We start from the raw sequence: 22,472 nt of genomic DNA on the forward strand, positions 1-22,472 counted from the left end.
AACGGTGATACTATGAACACACAAAACGCTATTAAAAAGACATTAAAAACATCAAAAGTAAATAAAAACATTTCTAATGTTATTATTGGATATTCTGCTATTTTATTAGATACTTACAGCAATAATAAAAATTTGTTGCTTGTGAAATATGATAAGCTCTTTAAAGGTTTTTTAAATTCGTCATCAATCACAGAAAAACAATACAATAAATTGTACGATACTGTGCTAAACTCATTATTTTAGATTTTTTGAGTATTACTCTCACATATGTGAATTATTACTCATTTTTTCATATTTTTAAATTGGTTGTAAAATTGGTTAAAATCTCAAATGGTGGTTATGTGTCGAGCTTAGAGCTTAAACGGATTAATGATATTATATTATCACAATTAACAAATGAATTCACTATAAAAGACATAGTTAATATGTACTCTAATAAATACGACGATTGCAATAATAATGCAATTGCACAGAAGACAAGAAGATTATTAAATAATCATATTGAAAGTGGCGTATTTACTGTAAGGAACGCCCTAAAGAATAAAAAAATCTACAAATTTAAGGATGTTTTTGTACCTGCTTCTGCGGGTGATACTAATACCAGTCTATTATTTTATTCTACGTCAATGAAAAACTCAAACCACATTGAAAAACAGAAAAAAAATAATAACAAATACAATACAAATGTTAATAAACCCACAATAACGCCCGACCAGATAAGGGTAATGGCGGGTATTGTTAATAATCCACAAATTAAATCATTAAAAAAGGAAAGATTTAAGAGTATACTACATTTAAATTGTAAACATATGCTAAATGAAGAGGATAGGACTGAACTATTAGAAAATTTTAAAGAATATATTATAAAAGCCTCATCTCAAAATTTAGTTTTAGAACGTACAAGATATCATAAAAATAAACCTAAATATATCACTTTTCCATATCTTACACGTTTTACGAACTCAAAACAGTTAAAAAGACAATTGGCACAATATAATTGTATATTCGAACAAAAAGCAATAAAATATAATCGAGGTGTACATTTAACACTTACCACAGACCCGAAATTATTTAGAAATATTTACGAAGCAAATAAACATTTTAGTAAAGCATTCAATAGGTTTATGTCATTTTTATCAAAAAGAAATAAAGATGTAAATGGTAAATCCAGAAGACCTGTATATTTGGCAGCTTATGAATATACTAAAAGTGGATTGTGCCACGCCCACATTTTAATCTTTGGAAAAAAATATTTATTAGACCAAAGAGTTATAACTCAAGAATGGTCAAGATGTGGACAGGGACAAATAGCCCACATTTACAGTATTAGGCGAGATGGTATAAATTGGATATATGGAAGAGCAAGACCTGAGGAAATCCAAACAGGCGAATACAAAAACGCTAATGAATATTTAAAAAAATATTTGGTTAAATCGTTGTATTCAGAACTTGACGGTTCTATGTATTGGGCAATGAATAAAAGATTTTTTACATTTTCAAAATCTTTAAAACCTGCAATGATGAAGAGACCTAAACCTGAAAAATATTATAAATTTGTTGGAATATGGACTGATGAGGAATTTACTGACGAAATAAATCAAGCGTTTAAAACGGGCATCCCTTATGATGAAATTAAAAAAATCCATTGGAAAAACCTAAATAATGGACTATCCTGTGGATAGTCTAATAAACAGGTGATAAAATGGTAAGAGGAAGATACCCAGTATTTTCAGGGTTTAAAAAATTTAATAAAATTAATTTAGGTAAAGAAAAACGGAACGAAGGAGTTTATAAGTATTATAATCAAGATAAAACATTGTTGTACGTTGGAGTATCTAACGAGGTAAAATTAAGACTTTTAAGTGCTTATTATGGGCGTTCTGACTATGCCGTATTAGAAAATAAAAAGAAACTTAGACAAAACATTGCATATTATAAAGTTAAATATTGTGGATTAGACCAAGCTCGTAAGATTGAACATAGAATTAAAAAACAATGTAAATATAACCTAAATTAATTAAAATTTATAATTCTTAAAAATTTTATTAGTAATTATTTATTGATATTTACCACTTAGAATTTAAATAAATAAAATTAATAATTAAATTATTAATTAAATAAATCTCAAACGGTGGTATATATGGTTTTAAATCTTGAAGATTTAGACAAGTTGGACAGTATATTTTCCGATGGTGGTATTGATAAAATTGAGAATAAAACTAAGAATTATAATAATGATAGCGATAGCTTTAACGTTTTAGATGCTTTAAAGGAAGTAAATAAAATTTTTGAAAACTGGCGTTCTATTCGAGGCATCCCTAAAGCTCAAAATATTCAACCCCTTAAAGAATATCAAGTTTCAAAAGAAAAACAAACAGAAGTAAAAAAAGACTCAAACGAAATAACTAACGTTTCAAATACAAACAACATAAATAAAAATATATCTGCACAAGATATTTATGACAATTTTTTGCAAGCTTTAGAATTCTTTAAATCAAGTTATGGGGATATGCCAGTATCTGAAATGGTTTCTACATTGAAAGAAAATAAAGAAGATATACTTAGTGTAATAAATCTTAGTATGGGTGATGTAAATGGGGCGTAAACCATTAGACCCAAAAGCTATTAAAAAGAAATTAGAAGAACACGAAGCAGGAACTATAAAATTACCTTATTCTACATTACAACGTTATAAAAATACATTAGATAAACAAGACCTTAAGGAAAAAGACGAAGAATATAAACAAAATATTGATTTAGATGACGAATTAAATAATATAGATTTAAACAGTGAATATGTTAATTATTATGATATTATAGATTTTAAAAATCCCTTTTCGATGTGCGTATTTGGGATTAAGAGGCAAGGAAAAACAACTTTATTAAAACATATGGCATACAGTAATCAAAAAGATGTTTTAATTTATGATTTAGTGCATAATTTTAATAATTTTGGAAAAAGGTGTTATCAAGCAAAAGAAACGCAGTTCCCAGATAGTGCTTTAGAGTTTCAACGTTTTTATTCTTCAATATATAATAAATTAAATAAAAATCGTGAAAACCCTATATTACTATTAATTGACGAATGTGATAAAATAGCCCCTAATAATAGTCGAATGCCTGGAGGTCTTGCAGAACTTAACGACTTGCACCGACACGCTAAATTTAATACCTCATTTGTGTGTGTTGCCCGAAGACCTGCAACACTTAATACTAATTTAAAAGAAATTGCCGATTATATTATATTTTTTAAATTAACGGGTAAAAATGATAAATCATTTTTAAATGATTTACATAAAGACCTTTACAATGCAGTTGAAAGTTTAAACGCCGAAGAACACGAATTTATTATTTATGATATGCCTATGTCAAAAATTTATAAATCCAAATTGGATTTAAATATAAATTTTAAAAAATAACCATTTTTTTATTTTTAATATTATTTTTATTCTTAAAAATAATTATTAATTATTATTTTATTTTTTTGGGATTATTTAAGCAGTTAAGATATATTTTAGTAAATACAATTTAAAAACGTAAATAAATAAATAAAAAAATCTCAAACGGTGGTTATATGACCAAAACAATAAATGGTATTAACTTTAAAGCGATGGGAATCGTCACGATTTCCAAAGTTGTAGGTGAACAAGTATTAACCCCTATTATTGGGAACGGCACTGTAAAAAGTGGCTTACCTAAAATTTTAGGGGCGGTATTGTTGGCAGGAACAAAAAACACATATGCAAAATATGCAGGTACAGGTCTTGCAGTCGACGGCATAGAGGATATATTAATGGGTAGTGGTATATTATCCAAATTAGGCGCCGTAGCAGGTGCAAAAACAACAGCAGGAACAGGAAACACGAACAACATAGACATAATGTAAGGTGAAAAAATGGCAGTAGTAAAACCAGGAAACGGAGACCCTTCAGTATTGGGGCTTAATGATTTTGAATTTAATGCAAAAGGCGACACAATTAAGGCAGGTAGGTGGACAGATATATATAAATTTACCGTGCCAGTACAGGAACAGGTAGCAATAGGTAGCGATGACAACGGGAACGTAGGGATTTTATACGGTATCATAAAAGATAATTCAGAGACGCCTGCAGAAGTATCCGGAGTTATAAGAATTTCAAGACGTCCAGCGAGGGAGAATGTAAGCGATAGACAATTAGAAGTTAGAACTGAAATGATAAAAGACACTATGACGGATAGATTAAAAGCTTATTTTTTACCGGTGAAGCGAAATAAAAGAATAGGCGAAAACTCGAAGCTTGTTATTGAATTTATGCCCGATACTGATTTTGTTTTGGGCGATAGTGTTTTACAAATTCCTATTACCAGGTGGTAATATGGGATTATTTGACACATTGATAAAAGACACAGCCAGTAAAATAGATAAGGATACTTTAGAAAGTCCTTATTATCAAATTATCATTAATCCGGGCGAATTACAACCAGGCGAGGCAAACGCGCATTATGTAGATATCGATGAGATTAAGCAACTTAAAAGATTTAATTATTTCAACTCGATAAGTGTTTTAAATTTGAGTAATCAAGAAATAAATTTAAATTTAGACTCTGACAAGGTTAAAAAGCTAATACCCGGTAATTATGACAGTTTATTATTAGATGTAAAATTTAGACGTGTAAAAATCATAAATAACTCTAATGAAACAAATAATAATAAAATAGAAATCATATTAAGGAAAGAATTAACAACAATGGAAACATTTAAAATGATTTTAGGGTTATAGGTGGTGGTATATATGGTTGCCCCAGTAATAGCGGCGTTAGGCGTTGCAGCAGGTGGAGCAGTTGCCGGAGCGTTGGCGGGTGGGGATAATGAAACCGTGACCAACGCCAACCAGTATACAAGCACGTACGCCCCGCAAACCACGACACAAACAACAAGCACGTACGCCCCAGTTACGACAATACAGTATCCAAGCTATAATATACAGTATTATAGTCCGGGTGGGTCAATTACAACAAAAAAAGAACAAAAGACAGCAAGCGCCCCAACGGTACAACCAACCGCAACACCGACAAATGCACCAGAAACACGAGCAGACCAGGACGCAAGCGCCAGCACCAGCGACATGAAAAAAATCGCATTAATTGCAGGCATTGCGGCGGTTGGTTACGCATTTGTAAGTAGTAGCGGAAAAACTGCGGAGGCGGTTGCAAATGGATAAAAAATTAATTTTAGGAGGCGGTGCGTTATTACTATTCGCATTAGCGGGTAAATCTGAAAAAACGAACGAACAACCCGCAAGCGTTCAATATGTACCCTATACAGTCCCCGAAGAAACAACCCCACAACCCGTTTTTAATTTCCCAGAAATCCCGGAATACAACGCAAAAACTTATAATCCTCCAGATGATGAAAGTTCGGGAGTAAATACAAAAAAAGGAACGAAAACAAGCGGGGGAAATAATAATAATTTTGTAGACGTAGTTAATGCAACAACGGGGGAAACTCCGGGACTAAGATATATGGATACAGATTTACATCCTAATACTTATGTTGTTGCAGATAGTGCAAAAACAAGCGACTTTATTAATAGTCTTTCGAGTTCAGTTATTGAAAATTCTAAAAAATCGTACCGTGCACCTATTGTAAAGTTAGAGTCTGAAATACAACAAGAGCAAGCTGAAGCAGAAACCAAAAAAGAACAAAAGAAACAAGAACAGATAAATGAAACATTAGCTAATTTTACCCACCGGGGAGCGGGGATATTATGAATGACGTTAAAGAGTATATAACGGCGGGTTTAGTAGGTGGAAGTGCGTTATTATGGCACTTCTTACAAAAAATTAAGAAAGCAACAATTAAAATAAATACGGATGAAAAAGAAATATTTATAAAATATAGGTAGGTGGAAAAATGATAAAATCACAGTTTTTAAGCGTTCAAAGTGTTATAAGTGTCCCAAATATTGAAAGTGTTTCGCAACCCCTACCTAACATTTTATACATTGATGAAAATACTAAATTTTATTATTATTTAGTCGATGGGATATTATACAGCCCTCAAAAGGAGATTAAGGAAAGTATAGAAAGTAAAATAAGAAAAGCTATGATAATAGGGGGTGAATTATGATAATTAACAAATTTAAACGAATTAGTAATTATTATGTGAATAACTACCCGCATCAAAATATAGGGCGATTAATCGCCCGTGGGGGGGAATATTTAAAAAATATAATAAGTATTTCAGGGCAAGGTACTTATTATAATATCAATAGTCCGACCAATAGTACCAATAAAGTTGGATTATCAACAACTAAAACAAATATTGATACACTATTAACTAATGAAATTAATATATTATATCATAACTCAGACACACTAAATTTAGCAATATATGAAGACGACGAATTAATATTTTTCAGTAATGGAATATCCGGCGGAATATTCCTAATATTAGAAAAGAACGAGAGTTCAACGTATACAGCGACGACAAACGGTTCAGCAGATTTATTCGAAAGAAATATTACAAAAATTAATCAAACTCAAAATTTTACAGAAAATTTTACAGAAAATTTTAGTAAATACCCCCAAGATACAACGACACAAAATAATCTAATATTCTGTGTTGGAGAGGGTCAAATTGAAATATTTTCAAAAAGAACCGTAGACACAGACCCTACCGATTTTATAGATGTGATAGAATGATATTTTATAATTATGAACTTGGAAAAATTTTTAAAATAGAAAATGGGGAAAAAGTAGAATATACCCCACCAGTAGAAGAACCTACCGAAGAGGTTCAAGAATGAAAATTATAAAATAATAGTTAATTAATTTATTTTTGTATTATTTTTTTAATTATTTTTATTTTAAAATGTTAATTAAGTTACCCTAATATATTATAATATTATATGATATATTGGTGATATTTTGAAAACAAAATTATGTTTAATAATTGGATTACTTGGAATTGTTTTAATTAGTGGTTGTACAAGTAATAAAATATCTATAAGTGGTAGTGATACGGAACGTACTGTTTCAGGTCAGAATTTAGATATTGAGATAAGTGGAATAGATAACCATATTGTAGTTGCTAAAGGTTCGACAGTTAATAGTATATCCATAAGTGGTATAGATAATATTGTTGAAATACCTGAAGGTCAAACTCCATACATTGACCATAGTGGAATAGATGTACAAATAATATATTATTAATTTTTTAATCTTTTTTAAAATAGTTTTTTTATTAATTAAAAGTATGGGGTGGTTAGCCCCATACGGTTAAAATCTCAAACGATGTACATAGTCGACTATATACAATAATCTATTTTGAAAGATAGCTATATAAATATATCGCTTTATGATGATGTCCAATATTTATATATAAAAAGTTGTCTAATTATTATATAGTTGGTAAATTAATTTTACAAAAAAGGATGAAACACGTTAAAGTTAATAATTTAGAGTTTTAAAAACTCTAAATACCAACTAATAAAAAACCAACGTACTAAATAGTACAATAAATAGTACAATATATACTTTGAACTACTAACTATTTAAAATAAGTACATTATGCGATTAATACAATTGTCGACGTGATATAAACCATTTTATATACATTTTGTCTGCTTTATATACTAACGTCAAATAACTGTAAAATGTGCTTTTTTTAAAATTAATGGTTAAAATAAATGTTTCGTAATCCTTTAAAAAACCTGCAATACTTTCCTATGATGTATTAATTCATATGGTTTTAAAGGTTTAACTTCATAATATGGTAGTATGTTGCTAAAATAGTGTAAAAAACTAAGATATGCATACATATACATACGGATACGATAGAATATAATATCTTTTAACTTATAAAATTTATAAAATTTATAAAATAGCTTCTTTTTAATTTAGCATTGTTTTATCATTGTTTTAATGTATTTTAAAATAATATATGATATATTAACAATATCTGTAAATAATCAATTAAAAAAGAAAAAAAGTATTTTGAATTAATAATTTTAATTATATAATTAATTCATATCTTTTGTCCATTCTGCAACTGCTTCAGGGTTATTTGCAACCCATTCTTTAGCAACTTCTGAAGGTTCTTCGTTTAAATCACTGTATTTATATATCCATTCACTTTGTGTAGCAGATGATATATTGAATTTTTGGAAGAATGAGTATACTTCTGGATTATCATCTTTGAAGTCTTTTCTAACGATGGTATATACTTGTTCTGTACCGCCGTATACATTTTCAGGGTCTTCCAACATTGTAATGTTAAATTTAACAAATGCGGAATGAGGTTCCCAAAGTGTAACTACAACAAACTCTTCGTTTTTAATTGATTTATCTAATTCAGCAATCATAGCAGGAGTACTACTTGTTTTTAACTTGTAGTTATTTAATTCATAATCAGTAATTGCTTTTTCAGTGTTTATTACAACACCAGCACCAGGTTCAATACCTATGATTGTGCCATCAAATTTATCACCATTACCTTTTAAGTCTGCAATGGTGGTTATTCCACTATCATATACGTAATTAGGTACGGCTAAACCAACACAAGCTACATCTAAGTTAGCGTTTGCTTTATCTAATTTATCACCGTACTGTTTCCAATATTCTGCGTGGGTTACTGGCAACCAACCTGCAAGTGTACCATCTAATTCTCCATCGGCCAATTGGGCGTAAACAATACCTGCATCTAATTTAACTAATTCAACAGTATATCCTTTTGATTCAAGGATTTCTTTTACTACTTCTGATTTAACTGTAACTCCTGGCCAAGGAGGTAATCCTAATTTTACGACTTTTTCGTCAGTTTTGTCTGCTGTATCATCAGACCCAACACATCCTGCAAATGATACCATTATGCTAATTAAAGCAACTAATAATATTTTTGCAACATTTGAATTTTTTAAATAATTCACTGGTTTAATATCCAAATTAACACCTTTGATTTTATTATAATTTAAATAAATATTGATTAATATTTATTAATATCAATTAATATCAATTAATAAATTTAATACAATTATTGTCAATATTAACTATTTTTAACAAGATTTCTGGTAATTCTATCAAAAATCACTGCTAAAAATGTTACAGCGATGCCCGCTTCAAGTGCAGGGGCTAAACTATATCTCTGAATTCCAGAGATAATGGAATCTCCCAATCCACCTGAACCAATAAATCCAGAAATTACAACCATTGAGAATGAAAGTAATATCGTTTGATTTATTCCCATAAGTATGGAAGGCATAGCCGTAGGTAATTCTATTTTGGTCAATATCTGCCAAGAAGTTGCCCCAAAAGATTCCCCAACTTCTACGAGCTGGTCTGAAACCTGTTCAATACCCAAAGCGGTTAATCTAATAGTGGGGGGCATAGCAAATATGACTGTTGACAAAACCCCTGGAGCAACACCAGTACCAAAGAATAATACGGCAGGTATCAAATACGCCAAAGATGGCAAGGTTTGCATAAAGTCAAGCAATGGGTTAAGTAATAATTCAACTTTCTTACTTCGAGCTTTCATTATGCCCAATGGTATACCAAAAATCAACGCTATTAAAGTTGACGTTATTATTAAAGCAAGAGTATTCATTGAGATTTCCCAAAGACCCATGCTAATAATTGCCAACAAAAATACAATTGTAAAAGGAACGGTTTTTAAATTAACAACTTTCCAAACAATTAACGCTATAATTGCTACAAATAATAAAGGGGGAATTATTAAAAGTCCATCGTTAAAAAGAACTACTATTTGTTTAATAATTTCAGATAATCCATCGAAAAACCAAGAATAATTATCAACGAGATAATTAATAAGGTCTACGAGTAAATTACCTATTTCAATTTTAGGAATTAATTCTTCGTACAAGATTTCACTCTCTAATTCTGTGTTTTTCCATTTTTAATAATGTATTGTACATTATTTTGAATTTCGATATTCGTTTCAATTTTATTTTTAATTTTTAAGATTATAATTTATTTTTAGATTTATTTTTAATTTTTTGTCCGTTTTTTAAATTATTAGTTTTAACTTGTCAACTAATATAGTCAACTAATATGGGTTAGTCTTTAATTATCTCTACAACGTCTTTTAAGTCTACATAGCCCATAAATACACCATCTATATCAATAACTGGTACGGGGTGTTCCGATGTTATAAATACTGGTAGTACCTGATTTATTGTTTTAATATCTTCCACAGATTTAGTTTTAATAATACAATCTGCAACAGATTTGCAAGATTTTAATTGCTCAGTTTCAACAATACCCACATATTTACCCTGGTCTAAAACATAGGCATAATCCATTTCTAATTTTTCAAGAGCCTTCATTGCCGAAGAAATTTCCGTATCAATAGTAATGGTCATTTTTGGCTTTTTCATTAACATTTCTACCCTAATAACTGTAGTTTTGTCAACTTCTTTAACAAAAGACTCTACAAAATCGTTTGCAGGCTCTAAAAGTATCTGTTCCGGTGTACCCATTTGAACAAGTTCTCCCTGTTCATTTAATATCATAATTTTATCCCCAAGTTTAATAGCCTCATTTAAATCGTGGGTGATAAATATAATAGTCTTTTTCATTCTCTTTTGGATTTTAAGCAATAGTTCTTGCATTTCTACCCGTATGATAGGGTCTAACGCACTAAATGGCTCATCCATTAATAATATCTTAGGGTCGATTGACAAAGCTCTTGCAATACCCACACGTTGTTGCATACCGCCACTTAACTCTGTTATCTTACTCTGTTCCCAGCCTGATAAACCAACTAAATCAATAGCTTTTTCAGATTTTTCATATCGTTCATTTTGAGGCATTTTTTGAACTTCTAATCCTAACGCTACGTTATCTAAAACAGTTCTATTCGGTAATAATCCAAATTTTTGAAAAACCATTCCAAAATACTTTGTTCGAATTTCTCTTAATTCTTTTTTCGATAATGTGCAGATATCCGTACCATCGATTAATATATTACCACTCGTAGTAGGGATTAATCTGTTTATACATCGTAATAATGTTGACTTACCACTTCCTGAAAGACCCATTACAACGAATATTTCACCTTCTTCAACATCAAAATTGATATTCCTAAGGCCTACCACATTACCAATTTTTTCCTTGATTTCTGTTCTATTTAACCCTTCTTCGATTAAAGGGTAAGCTTTTTCAGGCTTTTTACCAAAAATCTTATATAACTTATTTACTTCTATAAGTGTCATTAAATCTCCTCTAAAATAAAAAAATATGGATTTTAAATAATTTTTTAATATTTCGTAATTTTTCCATATAATTTGTAAGTCTGAATTGTAAATCTAAAAACAATTTTAAATATAATTTTAAAAACGATTTTTTAAAATCACGATTAAAAACATAATCTTTATTTTATTTTTTACCCTTTATATAATTATGGGAAAAAGTTTATATACTATTAATTTTGAAAACCCCGAATATGTCATATTTTTTCATAATATGCCTTATTTCTAAAGATTTATAAAATGAATAGGAATACCCCTATAAGTAGTAGTATGTACGGCATACTGTAAAAAAATCACATTTAAATATATAACCCGTATTTTACTATTAAAATAACATTTATGGGTTATTTCATAAAAAATAAGATGTATTATGTACATTTAATTGATAAAATAGTATTTATAGTAAATTTAATCAAATAATAATCTGTTTAAATGTTTTATTCAACTTTTAAAACATTAAATTTGGTTTCATTGGAAAATATGCCCTTTTTTAAAAGATAATCGGATTTTAAATTCAATGTACCCGTATTCTTATCTATTTGAACGTTTATATCTATACCTTCGCCAGTATCCTTTAACAAATATGATATAATATACTTATTACTTTTATTTTCAAATTTATACGGTATTTGTATCTGATTTGATTTATTATCGTTTAAATCTTTTAAATAAATGTTTACTTTTTCATTGTCGTAGAATGTTAAATTTAATAAATATTTTTTATACTCATTATGATTATTATGATTATTATGATTATTATACTCACTATATTCGTTATTTTTTAAATTTTGATTATCGTCAGAAATATTAATTTCATAGATATAACTTGAAATTTTATTGCTGGAATTGTCTATACACCCACAAAATGAAATTAAAAAAGGAGGTAGTAAAGAAAAACATATTATTAAAATAAATATGGAAGTATATGTACTGTTTTTTCTGTTTTTCTGTTTTTTCTTAGTTTTTAATGATTTTTCCAGTAATGGACCTCTTACCATAACCTATTACCTCAATATCAAAGTATTTCCCTATTTCAATAATTTTTTTATCTTCATCGCTTGAGGTATCAATCCCTATAAGTAAAGGATAACTTCCAAATTGGCGACCAAAATATAAATTATCTCGCTCTTTAAGTTCAATGAACACGTTTTTTAAAACCGTACCTTTTGGAACCATTCTTTTTAACATTGGATTGTCTACTTCATTTCTAATCTTCTCACGGAATGTTAAAAACTTATGTCTGAATTTTTGAGCTTTTTTGATATCTTTTTCAGTAATATTCGTACCAAAGAAAGGCACAACCTGACGTATGTTTATCCTTCTTAACATATAACCCAAGTCATATATTTCCTTAAGATTTTCGTAGTTTGTTTCAAAAGTGTTCTTATTTTCTCCTTTAAGTCCAAATAATAGATTTATACCGGGTAATAAATAAGGAAGTCCTGTATCGCTCCTTTTACCGCCTTCTTCATTAAGTATTTGTACAGCGTTAAACACATCTTCAGGTTCTGTAAGTAAACAATTTTTTTCAATAACTTTTTTATCAAAACTTTCAACACCAAAAGCTGCAGTATTGCCACCCGTACAATACTTTACAAGTGTTTTAGCAATTTCTCGACTTTCTATTTCGTGCCGTGCAATTACGGAAGGGTTTGCGTTATCAATATGCAGTATTTTGGGATTTGCTACATCGACTATACCTTTAAACAATTTTTCAAGTGCTTCAGGATTTGGTTTAGGTATCTCGTATTTTTCAGACTCCTCACTCATATATGAAAATATACACGGTTGACGACCTACACGATAATATTTAATACCGTTTTGTGCAAGTGCCTTTACTTCGTCTATTACATCTGAAATAATTCTAAATTTTGGGCTTCCATAACGTTTTGGTTCTGTACAGAAGCTACATCCACAATTGCAATTACTATCGTAATTATCATTAAAGTTATTTCCTTCGGCACTTAAAGCACGGGAGCAACCCCTATATGTTTCAATTTCTAATATTATATTTGGATAATTCGGGTGCATTTTTACAATATTTGCCCCCAATATCGCAAATTCGCTAATTTCATCATATTTACGTGTTTTTAACGGATTAATTTTTAAATTTATTTTTGAAACAGTATCCTTTTTATTATTTGTATCGATTAACTTATTTTCCACAAATTCGGAAATTATGTCATTTAATACAATTTCAATATCTCCCTCAACTACAAAATCAAAGAAATATTTTAAATTATCGTCATTATTTATTTTACCGCCTTCCATAGAAGACCCGAATTTAGTGGCTACAGGACCGCCAAGCATTTTATATCCTTTAAAATTGTGCATAAGTGAAACAAATTCCCTAAGGGTTGCAGGATTTGCATTAATATACTTTCCAGGTGTGTGAAATCCACAAATGGCAATTATGGCATCATATCTATTTAAATAATCAATTCCTTTGCCATTATATTCTTTTAAATCTTCCCTAAGTTTGTCAATAGTCGTATAATGGACTTCTTGTTTATATTTATATAATACCCCGGCAACATATCGGGGATAGGTGCCCATATAAGGGGGAACTCCAAGTCCTGCAGGTTCGTCAGTGTATCCATCAAGTATTAAAAATCTCATAATTTCCCTTAGTTTTTAAATTTATTTTTTTATTTTTATTAATTTATCAATTCATCAACTTATTATTTTATAATTTGATATTTTTTGTACTAAATTTTTAAATTTATTTTTAAGTTTTTAATTCTAAATAGAATAATAATATATATTAATTAACAATAGTAATTAACAATAGTAATTAACAATATGGTAAATTAGTTTTAAGCCGATGATGAATTAAGCTATCTGAATATTCATTTTTATTGAAATGGTATTTATTATCTTTTTCAATCAAGTATGAATATGTATGATGAACCGTATGAGCTCTGAGGCTTTAACCTTTTAGGTTAATTTACTAACTGAAAACATATTTTATTCAGATTCAAAATTATCCCCAATTGTTTTTAAGGTGGATGAAATAACCATTTCTCGCACATTCGGTATACTTTTTTCAAGGTCTTTTAATACAAAATGGGCTCTTTTTCTAATTCCATCGCCGTTAGCTCTACTATATGGACATTCATCTTTATCTTTGTAATACCAAAGTCCACATTCTTCAAGTGCTTTGATTATTTTTTCCTCCTTAATTGCTAATATCGGTCTTATGATTGTACAAGGTTTTAAGTCCAAATCAAAACCAAAATCCTCAAATGATATATTCATAGGCGTAAATTTTTTTATCGGTGCCAAAGATTTTATTTTATCGCCTTTAAACATATTTGCAAGTATTGTATCTGAATTATCTTCAAGAGTATGGCCAAAAGCTACTTTATAATTTTTATATTCCGCATTTTTTCTATTATTTTCCCTATTTTCCCTATTTTCATCGTTTCCATTGTTATTATTTGTATTATTGGTATTGGTATAAGTATTATAATTATTATTACAATGTTCGTGAATATAATTTGTAATTATATGTCGTCTTGTAAGTGAGCAGGAAAAACAAGGGGAGTATTCCATACCTTTTATTTTGGCATTTTCAGTTAAATAGTTCGACATTTCCACAACGTTTCCACAATGGCTAATGATTTTATGAGGAATGTTTAAATTTTCACATTGTTTATGAACTTTTTTTAAGTTAGGATTTTCCTCAATATTTCCCCAAGGTCGTTTACCATTAATATTTAAATCTGCCGTAATTGCAGTAATGGATATACCAAATTTACGGCGATAAGGTTCTAAAAGATGCATTAAAGCTATACTATCTTTACCACCGCTCAAACCAACTATGATTTTATTTCGAGGGTTTATAATGTTGTATTTTGCTACAAATCTACCCATTTTTTCAGAAATTTCTTCATAGACTCGAGAATAAACAACGGGTATCCCGAAATCTTTTTCAATTTTCTTCATTTTTTCCCGAGATAATTTTGCATATCTCTTATTTGAAACAATTAATTTATCGTTTCTTATTACAATATATGAGGGATTACAATATTTTTTTAATTCTTTAATATCAATAGGGTAATCAATTTTGTAATCATTATTTTTATAGTCCTTATTATCTTTATCATTAAATTCATAATTTTTAGAATTAGTCATAACTTCACCCATATTTAATATGCAATCTGTTTTAAATTAGTTTTAAATTAGTTTTATTTTATTTTATTTTAGTTTAATTTTTATCAATTATGTAGTTTATCTATATATTGATATCTAAATTTATAAAATATATGATTATCAATCTATTAAAAATATTAATGGCATACGGCTGATAAATTAGATTATTTTCTATTAAAGAGGGTTAATTAAGAATAATCCGATATTCGTTAATTTTTTTTAGAAAAAGACGAATTACACACCATTAATATAATATATAGATTATCTACATAGATATTATTTAGAGATACTAATACAATAAAACGTACAATAAAAAGTACAACATATATTATATGAGGTGAATCAGTATGAAAGCAGATGCTTTTAAGATATCAGACGGCACTTATTGGGTGGGTGTTATGGACTGGGATATACGAATGTATCACGGTTATACGTTAAAAGGTACTACTTACAACGCTTATTTAGTATTTGGTGAAGATAAGACTGTACTGATAGATAACGCTTATCCTGGACAGTCAGCACAGATGTGGGGTAGAATAAAAGATGCCTGTGAAAAAGAGGGAAAACCTTTTAAAATTGATTTAATTATTCAAAATCACGTGGAAAAAGACCATAGTGGTCTTTTGGTTGAAATACACAAAAAATTCCCTGAAGCACCCATATACTGTACAGAAGTGGCAGTTAAAGGTTTGTTAAAACATTATCCTGCTTTAAAAGGTGCAGATTTTAAGGTTATTAAATCGCTTGAAACCTTAGATTTAGGTGGTAAAACATTAACATTCCTTGAAGCACCATTATTACATTGGCCAGATAGTATGTTTACATTATATAACGAAGAAGGAATTTTATTCTCAAATGATGCTTTTGGGCAACATTTATGTTTCTCTGAGAGATATGATAATGAAATACCTGAAAATGTATTATTAGATGCAAATAAGAAGTTTTACGCTAATTTAATAACGCCTCTGTCAAAATTAGTTCTCAAAAAATTTGAAGAAGTTATTGAATTAGGGTTATTGGATAAAATAAAACTTATAGCTCCATCACACGGTCAGATTTGGACAAATCCTATGAAAGTTATTGGAGAATATCAAAAATATGCAACTGGTAAATGTGATGATAAAGCTACGATTATATACGACACCATGCACGGTTCAACTCAAAAAATGGCACACGCTTTGGCAGAAGGTTTAATGAGTGAAGGAATAGATGTAGTAATGTATAATTTACACAATGACGAGAGAAGCGAAATAGTAAAGGATATGTTGGACAGTAAGGCAGTATTATTTGGAATTCCGACAATTAATGACGTACCATATCCAAGTATTGGAGATTTAATGTACTATATTAAAGGCTTAAGATTTGCAAGAACTGGTTATAAAAAGAAATCTGTCGTGTTTGGTTCTATGGGGGGACGTGGAGGGGCTATAAATTTCATTGCAGATGAATTAAAAGATTCAGGATTTGATGTATTAGATAATTATGAATTATACTATATTCCAAATGAGGAAGAATTGGAAAACTGTTATAATATTGGTAAAAAATTAGCAAATGAAATTAAATAATAATACCAATAATACCAATAATAATAATAATAATAATAATACTAATAATACTAATAAACAACTAAATTACCCTTATCATATAATATGCCTAATGCCCAAATTAATTTTATTAATTTTATTAATTTTTTATAAATAATTTGATTTTAATAGATATATATGCCCACAACTTTTTTTATTTTTATAATTTATTATGAAATATGCACATTAATTTAAATAAATCTTTAAATATTTGGTAATCTATTTTTATATTAATTAACCTATTTTGACATTATGGATTTTGAACTTATTAATATTATGCGATATATCAAGAGTATGAATTTGGACGTGAAAAATTGGAAGAAACAAAACAACAAGCAAATAAAAAACAAGCAAATAGACAAGAAATAAAAAAGAAACAAATTGAAGAGTTAAATAAAAAAATAGATAATGAAGATTTAAATTTAAAATATTTTATCTTACGTTATGGTGAAATTGGCACAAAATCAAGGCAAACTATGCACAGATTTGAGCGCTTACTCGCAAAAAATATTAAATCAGTCTGTGAAATGTATGGTTTTAATGTGAACGTATATTTATTGCACACCAGACTACTTGTAGCAACAGAAGAAGAAAATAAAAATAAATTAAAAGAATTGTTATCTAAAACACCAGGTATAGTATCTTTTAGCCCTTGCACTGTAATACAAGAGCCTACTATCGAAAAAATAAAAGAAAAAGCTTTCGAAGAAGTAGAAAAGCGATTAAATAATATGAATAATAAAAACGATAAAAATAATAAAAACGATAAAAATAATAATGAAAAAATCACTTTTAGAGTTAAAACTCAAAGAATGCAGAAAAAATTCCCTATGAATTCATTGGAAGTTAATATGGCCGTAGGGGGTGAAATGGGTGGTAAATACGACCTAAAGGTTGATTTGGAAAATCCAGATATCTCTATAGATATAGAACTTTTAAACGATTATTCGTTTATATTTAGCGAGCGTATTGAAAGTATTGGGGGTTTACCTGTAGGAACACAAGGAAAAGTTTTAGTTTTAACATCTGATGGTATAGATAGCCCAGTTTCAGCTTTTATGATGGCAAAAAGAGGATGTAAATTAGTGCTTTTACATATGAAAACATCTGAAGAAGGGGCTGAAAAAGTTCAAAAATTAGTAAATGTATTAAAAGATTACGACCCCAGCTTAAAATACGTTGAAGTAGACTTTAAAGAGACTTTGCAAGGTATAAAGGACGATTTAACCGTATTAAAAAAAGAAAAATATACCTGCATTTTCTGCAAGAGACGAATGTTAAAAATTGCTGAAAGATTTGCATATAAATATAAGTGTGATGCCATAATAAACGGGGACAATATGGGACAAGTGGCTTCTCAAACGCTTAAAAACTTACGAGTAATCAGTAATTGCACTAATTTGCAAGTTTTACGACCTTTAATCGGTTTTGATAAGGTAGAAATTATGAGATTGGCCGAAAAAATCGGTACGCTTCAAATATCTATAAGTAAAGAATTACATTGTTTTGCGGTGCCAAAATTCCCAGCAACTGATGCAAAGGAAAATGAAATTAACAATATTGAAGAATTATTATTAAAAAATAAATTAGAAGAAAATTATTAATTAATAAATAAGTAATAAATAAGTAATAAATAATTAATAAATAATTAATAAATAGTCATATAATTATTAATTAGTTTTTAACTTTTATTTTTATTATTTTTTTATGGTGAATGTATGAAAACAGTTTTAGGAAAAATTCATTTAAGATGGTGTGAAAATTGCAACGTGCCAGTTTTAGATAAGAAATGTTCAAAATGTGGCAATCCTACCTTTGAAGTAAAAATAACACCCCCTGCAGACGCAAGACCTGCTTTTGAAAATGATATAACTTTAATAAATGAAACATTATATAATCAATTTGGAATTACCGAAAATCTCTTCGAAAATAAGATAACTTTGGTAAATAAAGTGCCTGGCATAGAATATATGCAGGAAATAATAATCGATGGGCAAGTTGTAGGTATATTAAATTATAATGAGAAAAAAAGCCAATGGAAAGTTATTCCCACGATTGAAGGTGCAAGAAGGTTTATAAACACATTGAATAAAAAAGTGATAATCGTTAAACACGATGTACCAAAATATATTTTAAAAGGTGCTTCAATATTAAGACCTGGTTTAGCTTATGCGTCAAATGATATACAAATAGACGACGATGTAATAATTTTAGTGGAAAATGAAGAGTTAATAAGTAAATATGGTAATATTGAAGGCGTATACACCGATTTATTAGAAAAAACCCCTCTCGAAATAAATGTAAAAAAAATGGACATTTTAGGCGTTGGTAAAGCCAGAATGAATTATAATGAAATTATTGAAGCTCAAAAGGGAATGATTGCAAAAGTAAGAAAGTCTGAAGAGCCAAAACCTGCAAATATCAATCCTATTCATTCAGATTTTAAAACAATGGTCGAAGCAAATAAAACACCAATGGATAAATTTGAGACTCAATCTGTAGGTTTTATGAGAAATACTGCTGAAAAAATAAATTTACCTACAACAGTGGCTTATTCTGGTGGGAAAGATAGTTTAGCAGTTTACTTACTTGCAAAAAAAGCATTTAATAACGACCCTGAAATTGAAAAATCACAGATAAATTATGAAATACTTTTCAATGATACAGGTATCGAATTTAACGAGACACTCGAAAATATAGATATGATGGAAAAGCATTATGGTAAAGAAATATTAAAGACTAAATCAAACGATTTCTGGGAATTAGCAAAGAAATATGGTCCACCTTCCCGAGACAATAGGTGGTGTAGTGAGGAATGTAAATTAAGACCTTTGGGCGAGCTGATAGACTCTAAATATCCAAAAGGTTGCCTCACTTTTGTAGGATTACGAAAATATGAATCCATTAACCGTTCAAAGAAACCAAGAATTTGGCAAAGCCCAAATATTAAAAAGCAAACACTTGCAGCTCCAATATTGGAATGGACAGCTATGCACGTATGGATTTACATATTCCGAAATGAAGCACCTTACAACGTACTTTATGAGCAAAATTTTGATAGAGTAGGTTGTTTTATGTGTCCCGCAATGGAAACCGGTGAAATTGAGCTTATAAAGCGTAATTATGCAGAATTATGGGAAAAGTGGGAAAACTTTTTAAAGAACTGGGCAAAAGAAAACAATTATGATGAAGAATGGGTTAAAAAAGGTTGGAAATTGAAATATCCAAAAGATGGTAAGAAAAGAGATAATAGTGATTATAATAATTAATTAAATATTTTTATTCTTTTATTCTTTTATTATTTTATTATTTTATTATTTTATTTATTTTTTATAGTTTATTTAATCCTATTTTTTATAATTCTATTGTATATTATATCTTAAAACACACCTTAATTATAAATACTATATTTTTAATAAATTTATTAAATTATATTCACAAAAAGATAAGTGATACTATGGGAAATACTGAAAATATGGAAAGTGATTACAGAAAATTTATAAATTCCTTGGATAAAATAAAAATTGATTCCGCAAACAAAGTATTTGAAATTTCAAAAATATTGAATGATAATGATAAAACCACTGTTAACACCTTAATGATTAATGACGTTGGCGGTTATAAAGTAGTTGGTAATTTATGCACTCGTGAGAATGTAGCAAAGAGCCTAAATATAAAGCCAAATGAATTAATGAATCATATGATTAAAGCAATGGAAAACGAACCAAACGGTCAACTTGTATTGGATGAGGAACTTGAGAAGCAATACGTAGACGATGACGTAAAGAAAATAACAGATTATCCAATTCCTACTTATTACGGTGAAGATGCAGGACCTTACTTAACTTCAGGTATCGTAATTGTCAAGGATAAAGACGAAGGAGTTAATGCTTCAATACACAGAATTTTAGTAAGACCAGATGGAAATTTAGTAATTAGGATGGTTGAACAGAGACACCTCCATTATATATATAACAAAAATATCGAAAATATGATAAAAGAAGGTAAAGACGGCGTTGATGTAGCAATAGTAATCGGTGTAGAGCCCGCATTACTTTTGGCAGCTTCAACTTCCGGAGATGTATCTTTCAACGAGTTAAAATATGCTTCCGCAATAATGAACAAACCTATCAAAACAATTAAAGGTAAAACGGTAGACTTAGAAATTCCAGAAGCTGAGTTTATAATAGAGGGTAAGATAACTAATAAAAATGATGACGAAGGTCCATTTGTGGATATTACAGGAACTTACGACGTTATCAGAAAACAGCCAGTAATTAAAATAACCGCACTTAGGACAAAAAAAGACCCAATTTTCCACGCTTTACTTCCTGGTGGAACAGAACATAAGATTTTAATGGGTTTACCTCAAGAGCCAAGAATGTTTAAAGGTATTAGAAACACCGTACCATCTGTTAAAAATGTTGCTTTAACCGAAGGTGGTTGTTGCTGGTTGCACGCAGTCGTATCTATTGATAAAAAAACACAGGGCGATGGTAAAAATGCAATTTTAGCAGCTTTAGCGGCTCACCCAAGTTTAAAACACGTTGTAATAGTTGATGATGATATAGATATCTACAATCCAATAGATGTAGAGTATGCAATTGCTACAAGAGTTCAAAGTGCAAAAGATGTTATAATCGTAGATGGTGCAAAAGGCTCATCTTTAGACCCTTCTGCAGACCATAAAATGAAATTAACGTCAAAAATGGGAATAGATGCTACTATGGACTTAATAAAAGGTAAAAAAGAATTTGTAAGGGCTGTAATTCCCGATATAAAATAAATTTGAGATATTTAATTTAAAGTAAGTTAAAGTAAGTTAAAAAAAAATACTTATTGAATTTTCCAATTGGAATATAATAATTAACATTTAGGATTGATTATATTTTTAAAAATTCAAAAATATTTCAATATATAAGATATCCTTAAATATGATTAACCTAAAAACAATATCTAATAATAAGAATACTATTAAATATATGATTAAATTGATTATCAAATTATTATATATTTTTAGTATTTTTTATTTTGTTAATGTTAAATGTGCATATATATGGCACATATTTTATATTTATCGTGGTGGTTAAATGCATAAGGATGAATTAATTCAATTACATCAACTTTTGGTATATATGAGAAAGGACCTATACACTACTTTTGGGGAGGATAACTTAGGAGAAAGTTTTGAGGAATATGACAATTTAAATATTAGACCTCATCACATTCATAGGACAAAATCAGAGCATACCTATGCAATATTTTTATTGTCAAGCATTATTGGGAAAATCTTGTCTGAAAAAGGAGATGTTCCGAGAAGTGTTGCAAGTAGGTTAAAAGATACTGGGGAAAAAATTGGGAAAGAAATTGCAAGAAAAAAAAGATAATAAAATAATAATAAAATAATAATAATAATAATAATAAAATAATCTTTTTTAATATATTTTAAAATAAAAAAAATAAATATTTTATGATTGTAAATAAT

The 22,472-nt window shown here is 28.9% G+C and carries 25 protein-coding genes; 19 read left to right on the top strand and 6 right to left on the bottom strand.

Translation table 11 applies throughout. The annotated features are described in order from the left end of the window. Positions 1-12: 12 nt before the first annotated feature. The 14 genes from J3E06_RS03645 (at position 13) to J3E06_RS03710 (ending at position 7,194) form a co-directional block, all read left to right on the top strand. Positions 13-243, top strand: a complete 231-nt coding sequence (locus tag J3E06_RS03645) for a hypothetical protein (protein ID WP_013179455.1) — start codon at positions 13-15, stop codon at positions 241-243. A 71-nt stretch (positions 244-314) separates the two neighbouring features. Next, complete coding sequence (locus J3E06_RS03650) at positions 315-1,682, top strand: rolling circle replication-associated protein (protein ID WP_157209387.1); 1,368 nt, start codon at positions 315-317, stop codon at positions 1,680-1,682. A 20-nt stretch (positions 1,683-1,702) separates the two neighbouring features. Beyond that, positions 1,703-2,017 carry a hypothetical protein gene (locus J3E06_RS03655; protein ID WP_013179457.1) on the top strand — a complete coding sequence of 105 codons (315 nt, stop codon included), beginning with the start codon at positions 1,703-1,705 and terminating at the stop codon, positions 2,015-2,017. 123 nt (positions 2,018-2,140) lie between these two features. Further along, the gene (locus J3E06_RS03660) at positions 2,141-2,605 is read left to right on the top strand and encodes a hypothetical protein (protein ID WP_013179458.1); all 465 of its coding nucleotides are present in this window, start codon (positions 2,141-2,143) and stop codon (positions 2,603-2,605) included. Then, positions 2,595-3,419, top strand: a complete 825-nt coding sequence (locus J3E06_RS03665; RefSeq protein WP_013179459.1) for an ATP-binding protein — start codon at positions 2,595-2,597, stop codon at positions 3,417-3,419. The genes J3E06_RS03660 and J3E06_RS03665 overlap by 11 nt, the downstream gene beginning before the upstream one ends. 155 nt (positions 3,420-3,574) lie before the next feature. Continuing rightward, on the top strand, positions 3,575-3,886 hold the full coding sequence (locus J3E06_RS03670; protein WP_013179460.1) for a hypothetical protein: 312 nt from the start codon (positions 3,575-3,577) through the stop codon (positions 3,884-3,886). A gap of 9 nt (positions 3,887-3,895) precedes the next feature. Then, on the top strand, positions 3,896-4,354 hold the full coding sequence (locus tag J3E06_RS03675) for a hypothetical protein (RefSeq protein WP_013179461.1): 459 nt from the start codon (positions 3,896-3,898) through the stop codon (positions 4,352-4,354). A gap of 1 nt (position 4,355) precedes the next feature. Next, a complete protein-coding gene (locus J3E06_RS03680; RefSeq protein WP_013179462.1) occupies positions 4,356-4,760 on the top strand; it encodes a hypothetical protein in 405 nt (134 codons plus the stop codon). 12 nt (positions 4,761-4,772) lie between these two features. Next, positions 4,773-5,201, top strand: a complete 429-nt coding sequence (locus tag J3E06_RS03685; RefSeq protein WP_013179463.1) for a hypothetical protein — start codon at positions 4,773-4,775, stop codon at positions 5,199-5,201. Continuing rightward, positions 5,194-5,751: a hypothetical protein gene (locus J3E06_RS03690; protein ID WP_013179464.1), complete on the top strand. Its 558-nt coding sequence runs from the start codon at positions 5,194-5,196 to the stop codon at positions 5,749-5,751. The genes J3E06_RS03685 and J3E06_RS03690 overlap by 8 nt, the downstream gene beginning before the upstream one ends. Beyond that, entirely contained in the window at positions 5,748-5,885 is a 138-nt protein-coding gene (locus J3E06_RS03695) for a hypothetical protein (RefSeq protein ID WP_013179465.1), read from the top strand. Before J3E06_RS03690 ends, J3E06_RS03695 begins: the two co-directional genes overlap by 4 nt. An 8-nt stretch (positions 5,886-5,893) precedes the next feature. Then, complete coding sequence (locus J3E06_RS03700; protein WP_013179466.1) at positions 5,894-6,109, top strand: hypothetical protein; 216 nt, start codon at positions 5,894-5,896, stop codon at positions 6,107-6,109. Then, complete coding sequence (locus J3E06_RS03705) at positions 6,106-6,684, top strand: hypothetical protein (RefSeq protein ID WP_013179467.1); 579 nt, start codon at positions 6,106-6,108, stop codon at positions 6,682-6,684. The genes J3E06_RS03700 and J3E06_RS03705 overlap by 4 nt, the downstream gene beginning before the upstream one ends. 225 nt (positions 6,685-6,909) lie before the next feature. After that, the gene (locus tag J3E06_RS03710) at positions 6,910-7,194 is read left to right on the top strand and encodes a DUF3060 domain-containing protein (RefSeq protein ID WP_013179469.1); all 285 of its coding nucleotides are present in this window, start codon (positions 6,910-6,912) and stop codon (positions 7,192-7,194) included. Between the two features lie 809 nt (positions 7,195-8,003). On the opposite strand, the gene J3E06_RS03715 is transcribed toward J3E06_RS03710, so the two are convergent. The 6 genes from J3E06_RS03715 to J3E06_RS03740 all read right to left on the bottom strand — a co-directional run bounded on the left by J3E06_RS03715 (position 8,004) and on the right by J3E06_RS03740 (position 15,386). Next, positions 8,004-8,924 (bottom strand): glycine betaine ABC transporter substrate-binding protein, encoded by a 921-nt coding sequence (locus tag J3E06_RS03715; RefSeq protein ID WP_013179470.1) that lies wholly within the window; start codon positions 8,922-8,924, stop codon positions 8,004-8,006. 101 nt (positions 8,925-9,025) lie between these two features. Further along, complete coding sequence (locus tag J3E06_RS03720; RefSeq protein ID WP_013179471.1) at positions 9,026-9,862, bottom strand: ABC transporter permease; 837 nt, start codon at positions 9,860-9,862, stop codon at positions 9,026-9,028. Positions 9,863-10,055: 193 nt separating this feature from the next. Next, positions 10,056-11,213, bottom strand: a complete 1,158-nt coding sequence (locus tag J3E06_RS03725) for a quaternary amine ABC transporter ATP-binding protein (protein WP_013179472.1) — start codon at positions 11,211-11,213, stop codon at positions 10,056-10,058. A 473-nt stretch (positions 11,214-11,686) separates the two neighbouring features. After that, the gene (locus tag J3E06_RS03730; RefSeq protein ID WP_013179473.1) at positions 11,687-12,247 is read right to left on the bottom strand and encodes a hypothetical protein; all 561 of its coding nucleotides are present in this window, start codon (positions 12,245-12,247) and stop codon (positions 11,687-11,689) included. Beyond that, positions 12,207-13,868, bottom strand: coding sequence for a radical SAM protein (locus tag J3E06_RS03735; RefSeq protein ID WP_013179474.1), 1,662 nt, complete (start codon positions 13,866-13,868; stop codon positions 12,207-12,209). Before J3E06_RS03735 ends, J3E06_RS03730 begins: the two co-directional genes overlap by 41 nt. 348 nt (positions 13,869-14,216) lie before the next feature. After that, complete coding sequence (locus J3E06_RS03740) at positions 14,217-15,386, bottom strand: tRNA lysidine(34) synthetase (RefSeq protein WP_157209389.1); 1,170 nt, start codon at positions 15,384-15,386, stop codon at positions 14,217-14,219. A 365-nt stretch (positions 15,387-15,751) separates the two neighbouring features. On the opposite strand from J3E06_RS03740, the gene J3E06_RS03745 reads away from it, so the two are divergent. The 5 genes from J3E06_RS03745 to J3E06_RS03765 all read left to right on the top strand — a co-directional run bounded on the left by J3E06_RS03745 (position 15,752) and on the right by J3E06_RS03765 (position 22,374). Continuing rightward, entirely contained in the window at positions 15,752-16,969 is a 1,218-nt protein-coding gene (locus tag J3E06_RS03745) for an FprA family A-type flavoprotein (RefSeq protein ID WP_013179476.1), read from the top strand. 383 nt (positions 16,970-17,352) lie between these two features. Then, on the top strand, positions 17,353-18,591 hold the full coding sequence (gene thiI / locus J3E06_RS03750; protein ID WP_418904711.1) for a tRNA uracil 4-sulfurtransferase ThiI: 1,239 nt from the start codon (positions 17,353-17,355) through the stop codon (positions 18,589-18,591). Positions 18,592-18,705: 114 nt separating this feature from the next. Next, positions 18,706-20,256, top strand: coding sequence for a phosphoadenosine phosphosulfate reductase family protein (locus J3E06_RS03755; RefSeq protein ID WP_013179478.1), 1,551 nt, complete (start codon positions 18,706-18,708; stop codon positions 20,254-20,256). A gap of 188 nt (positions 20,257-20,444) precedes the next feature. Continuing rightward, positions 20,445-21,773 carry a UbiD family decarboxylase gene (locus tag J3E06_RS03760; protein ID WP_013179479.1) on the top strand — a complete coding sequence of 443 codons (1,329 nt, stop codon included), beginning with the start codon at positions 20,445-20,447 and terminating at the stop codon, positions 21,771-21,773. A gap of 304 nt (positions 21,774-22,077) precedes the next feature. Then, on the top strand, positions 22,078-22,374 hold the full coding sequence (locus J3E06_RS03765) for a UPF0058 family protein (protein WP_013179480.1): 297 nt from the start codon (positions 22,078-22,080) through the stop codon (positions 22,372-22,374). Positions 22,375-22,472: the final 98 nt, after the last annotated feature.

It is taken from the genome of Methanococcus voltae (assembly GCF_024807655.1).
In the GTDB taxonomy this organism is placed as follows: Archaea; AGJL01; Methanococci; order Methanococcales; family Methanococcaceae; genus Methanococcus; species Methanococcus voltae_D.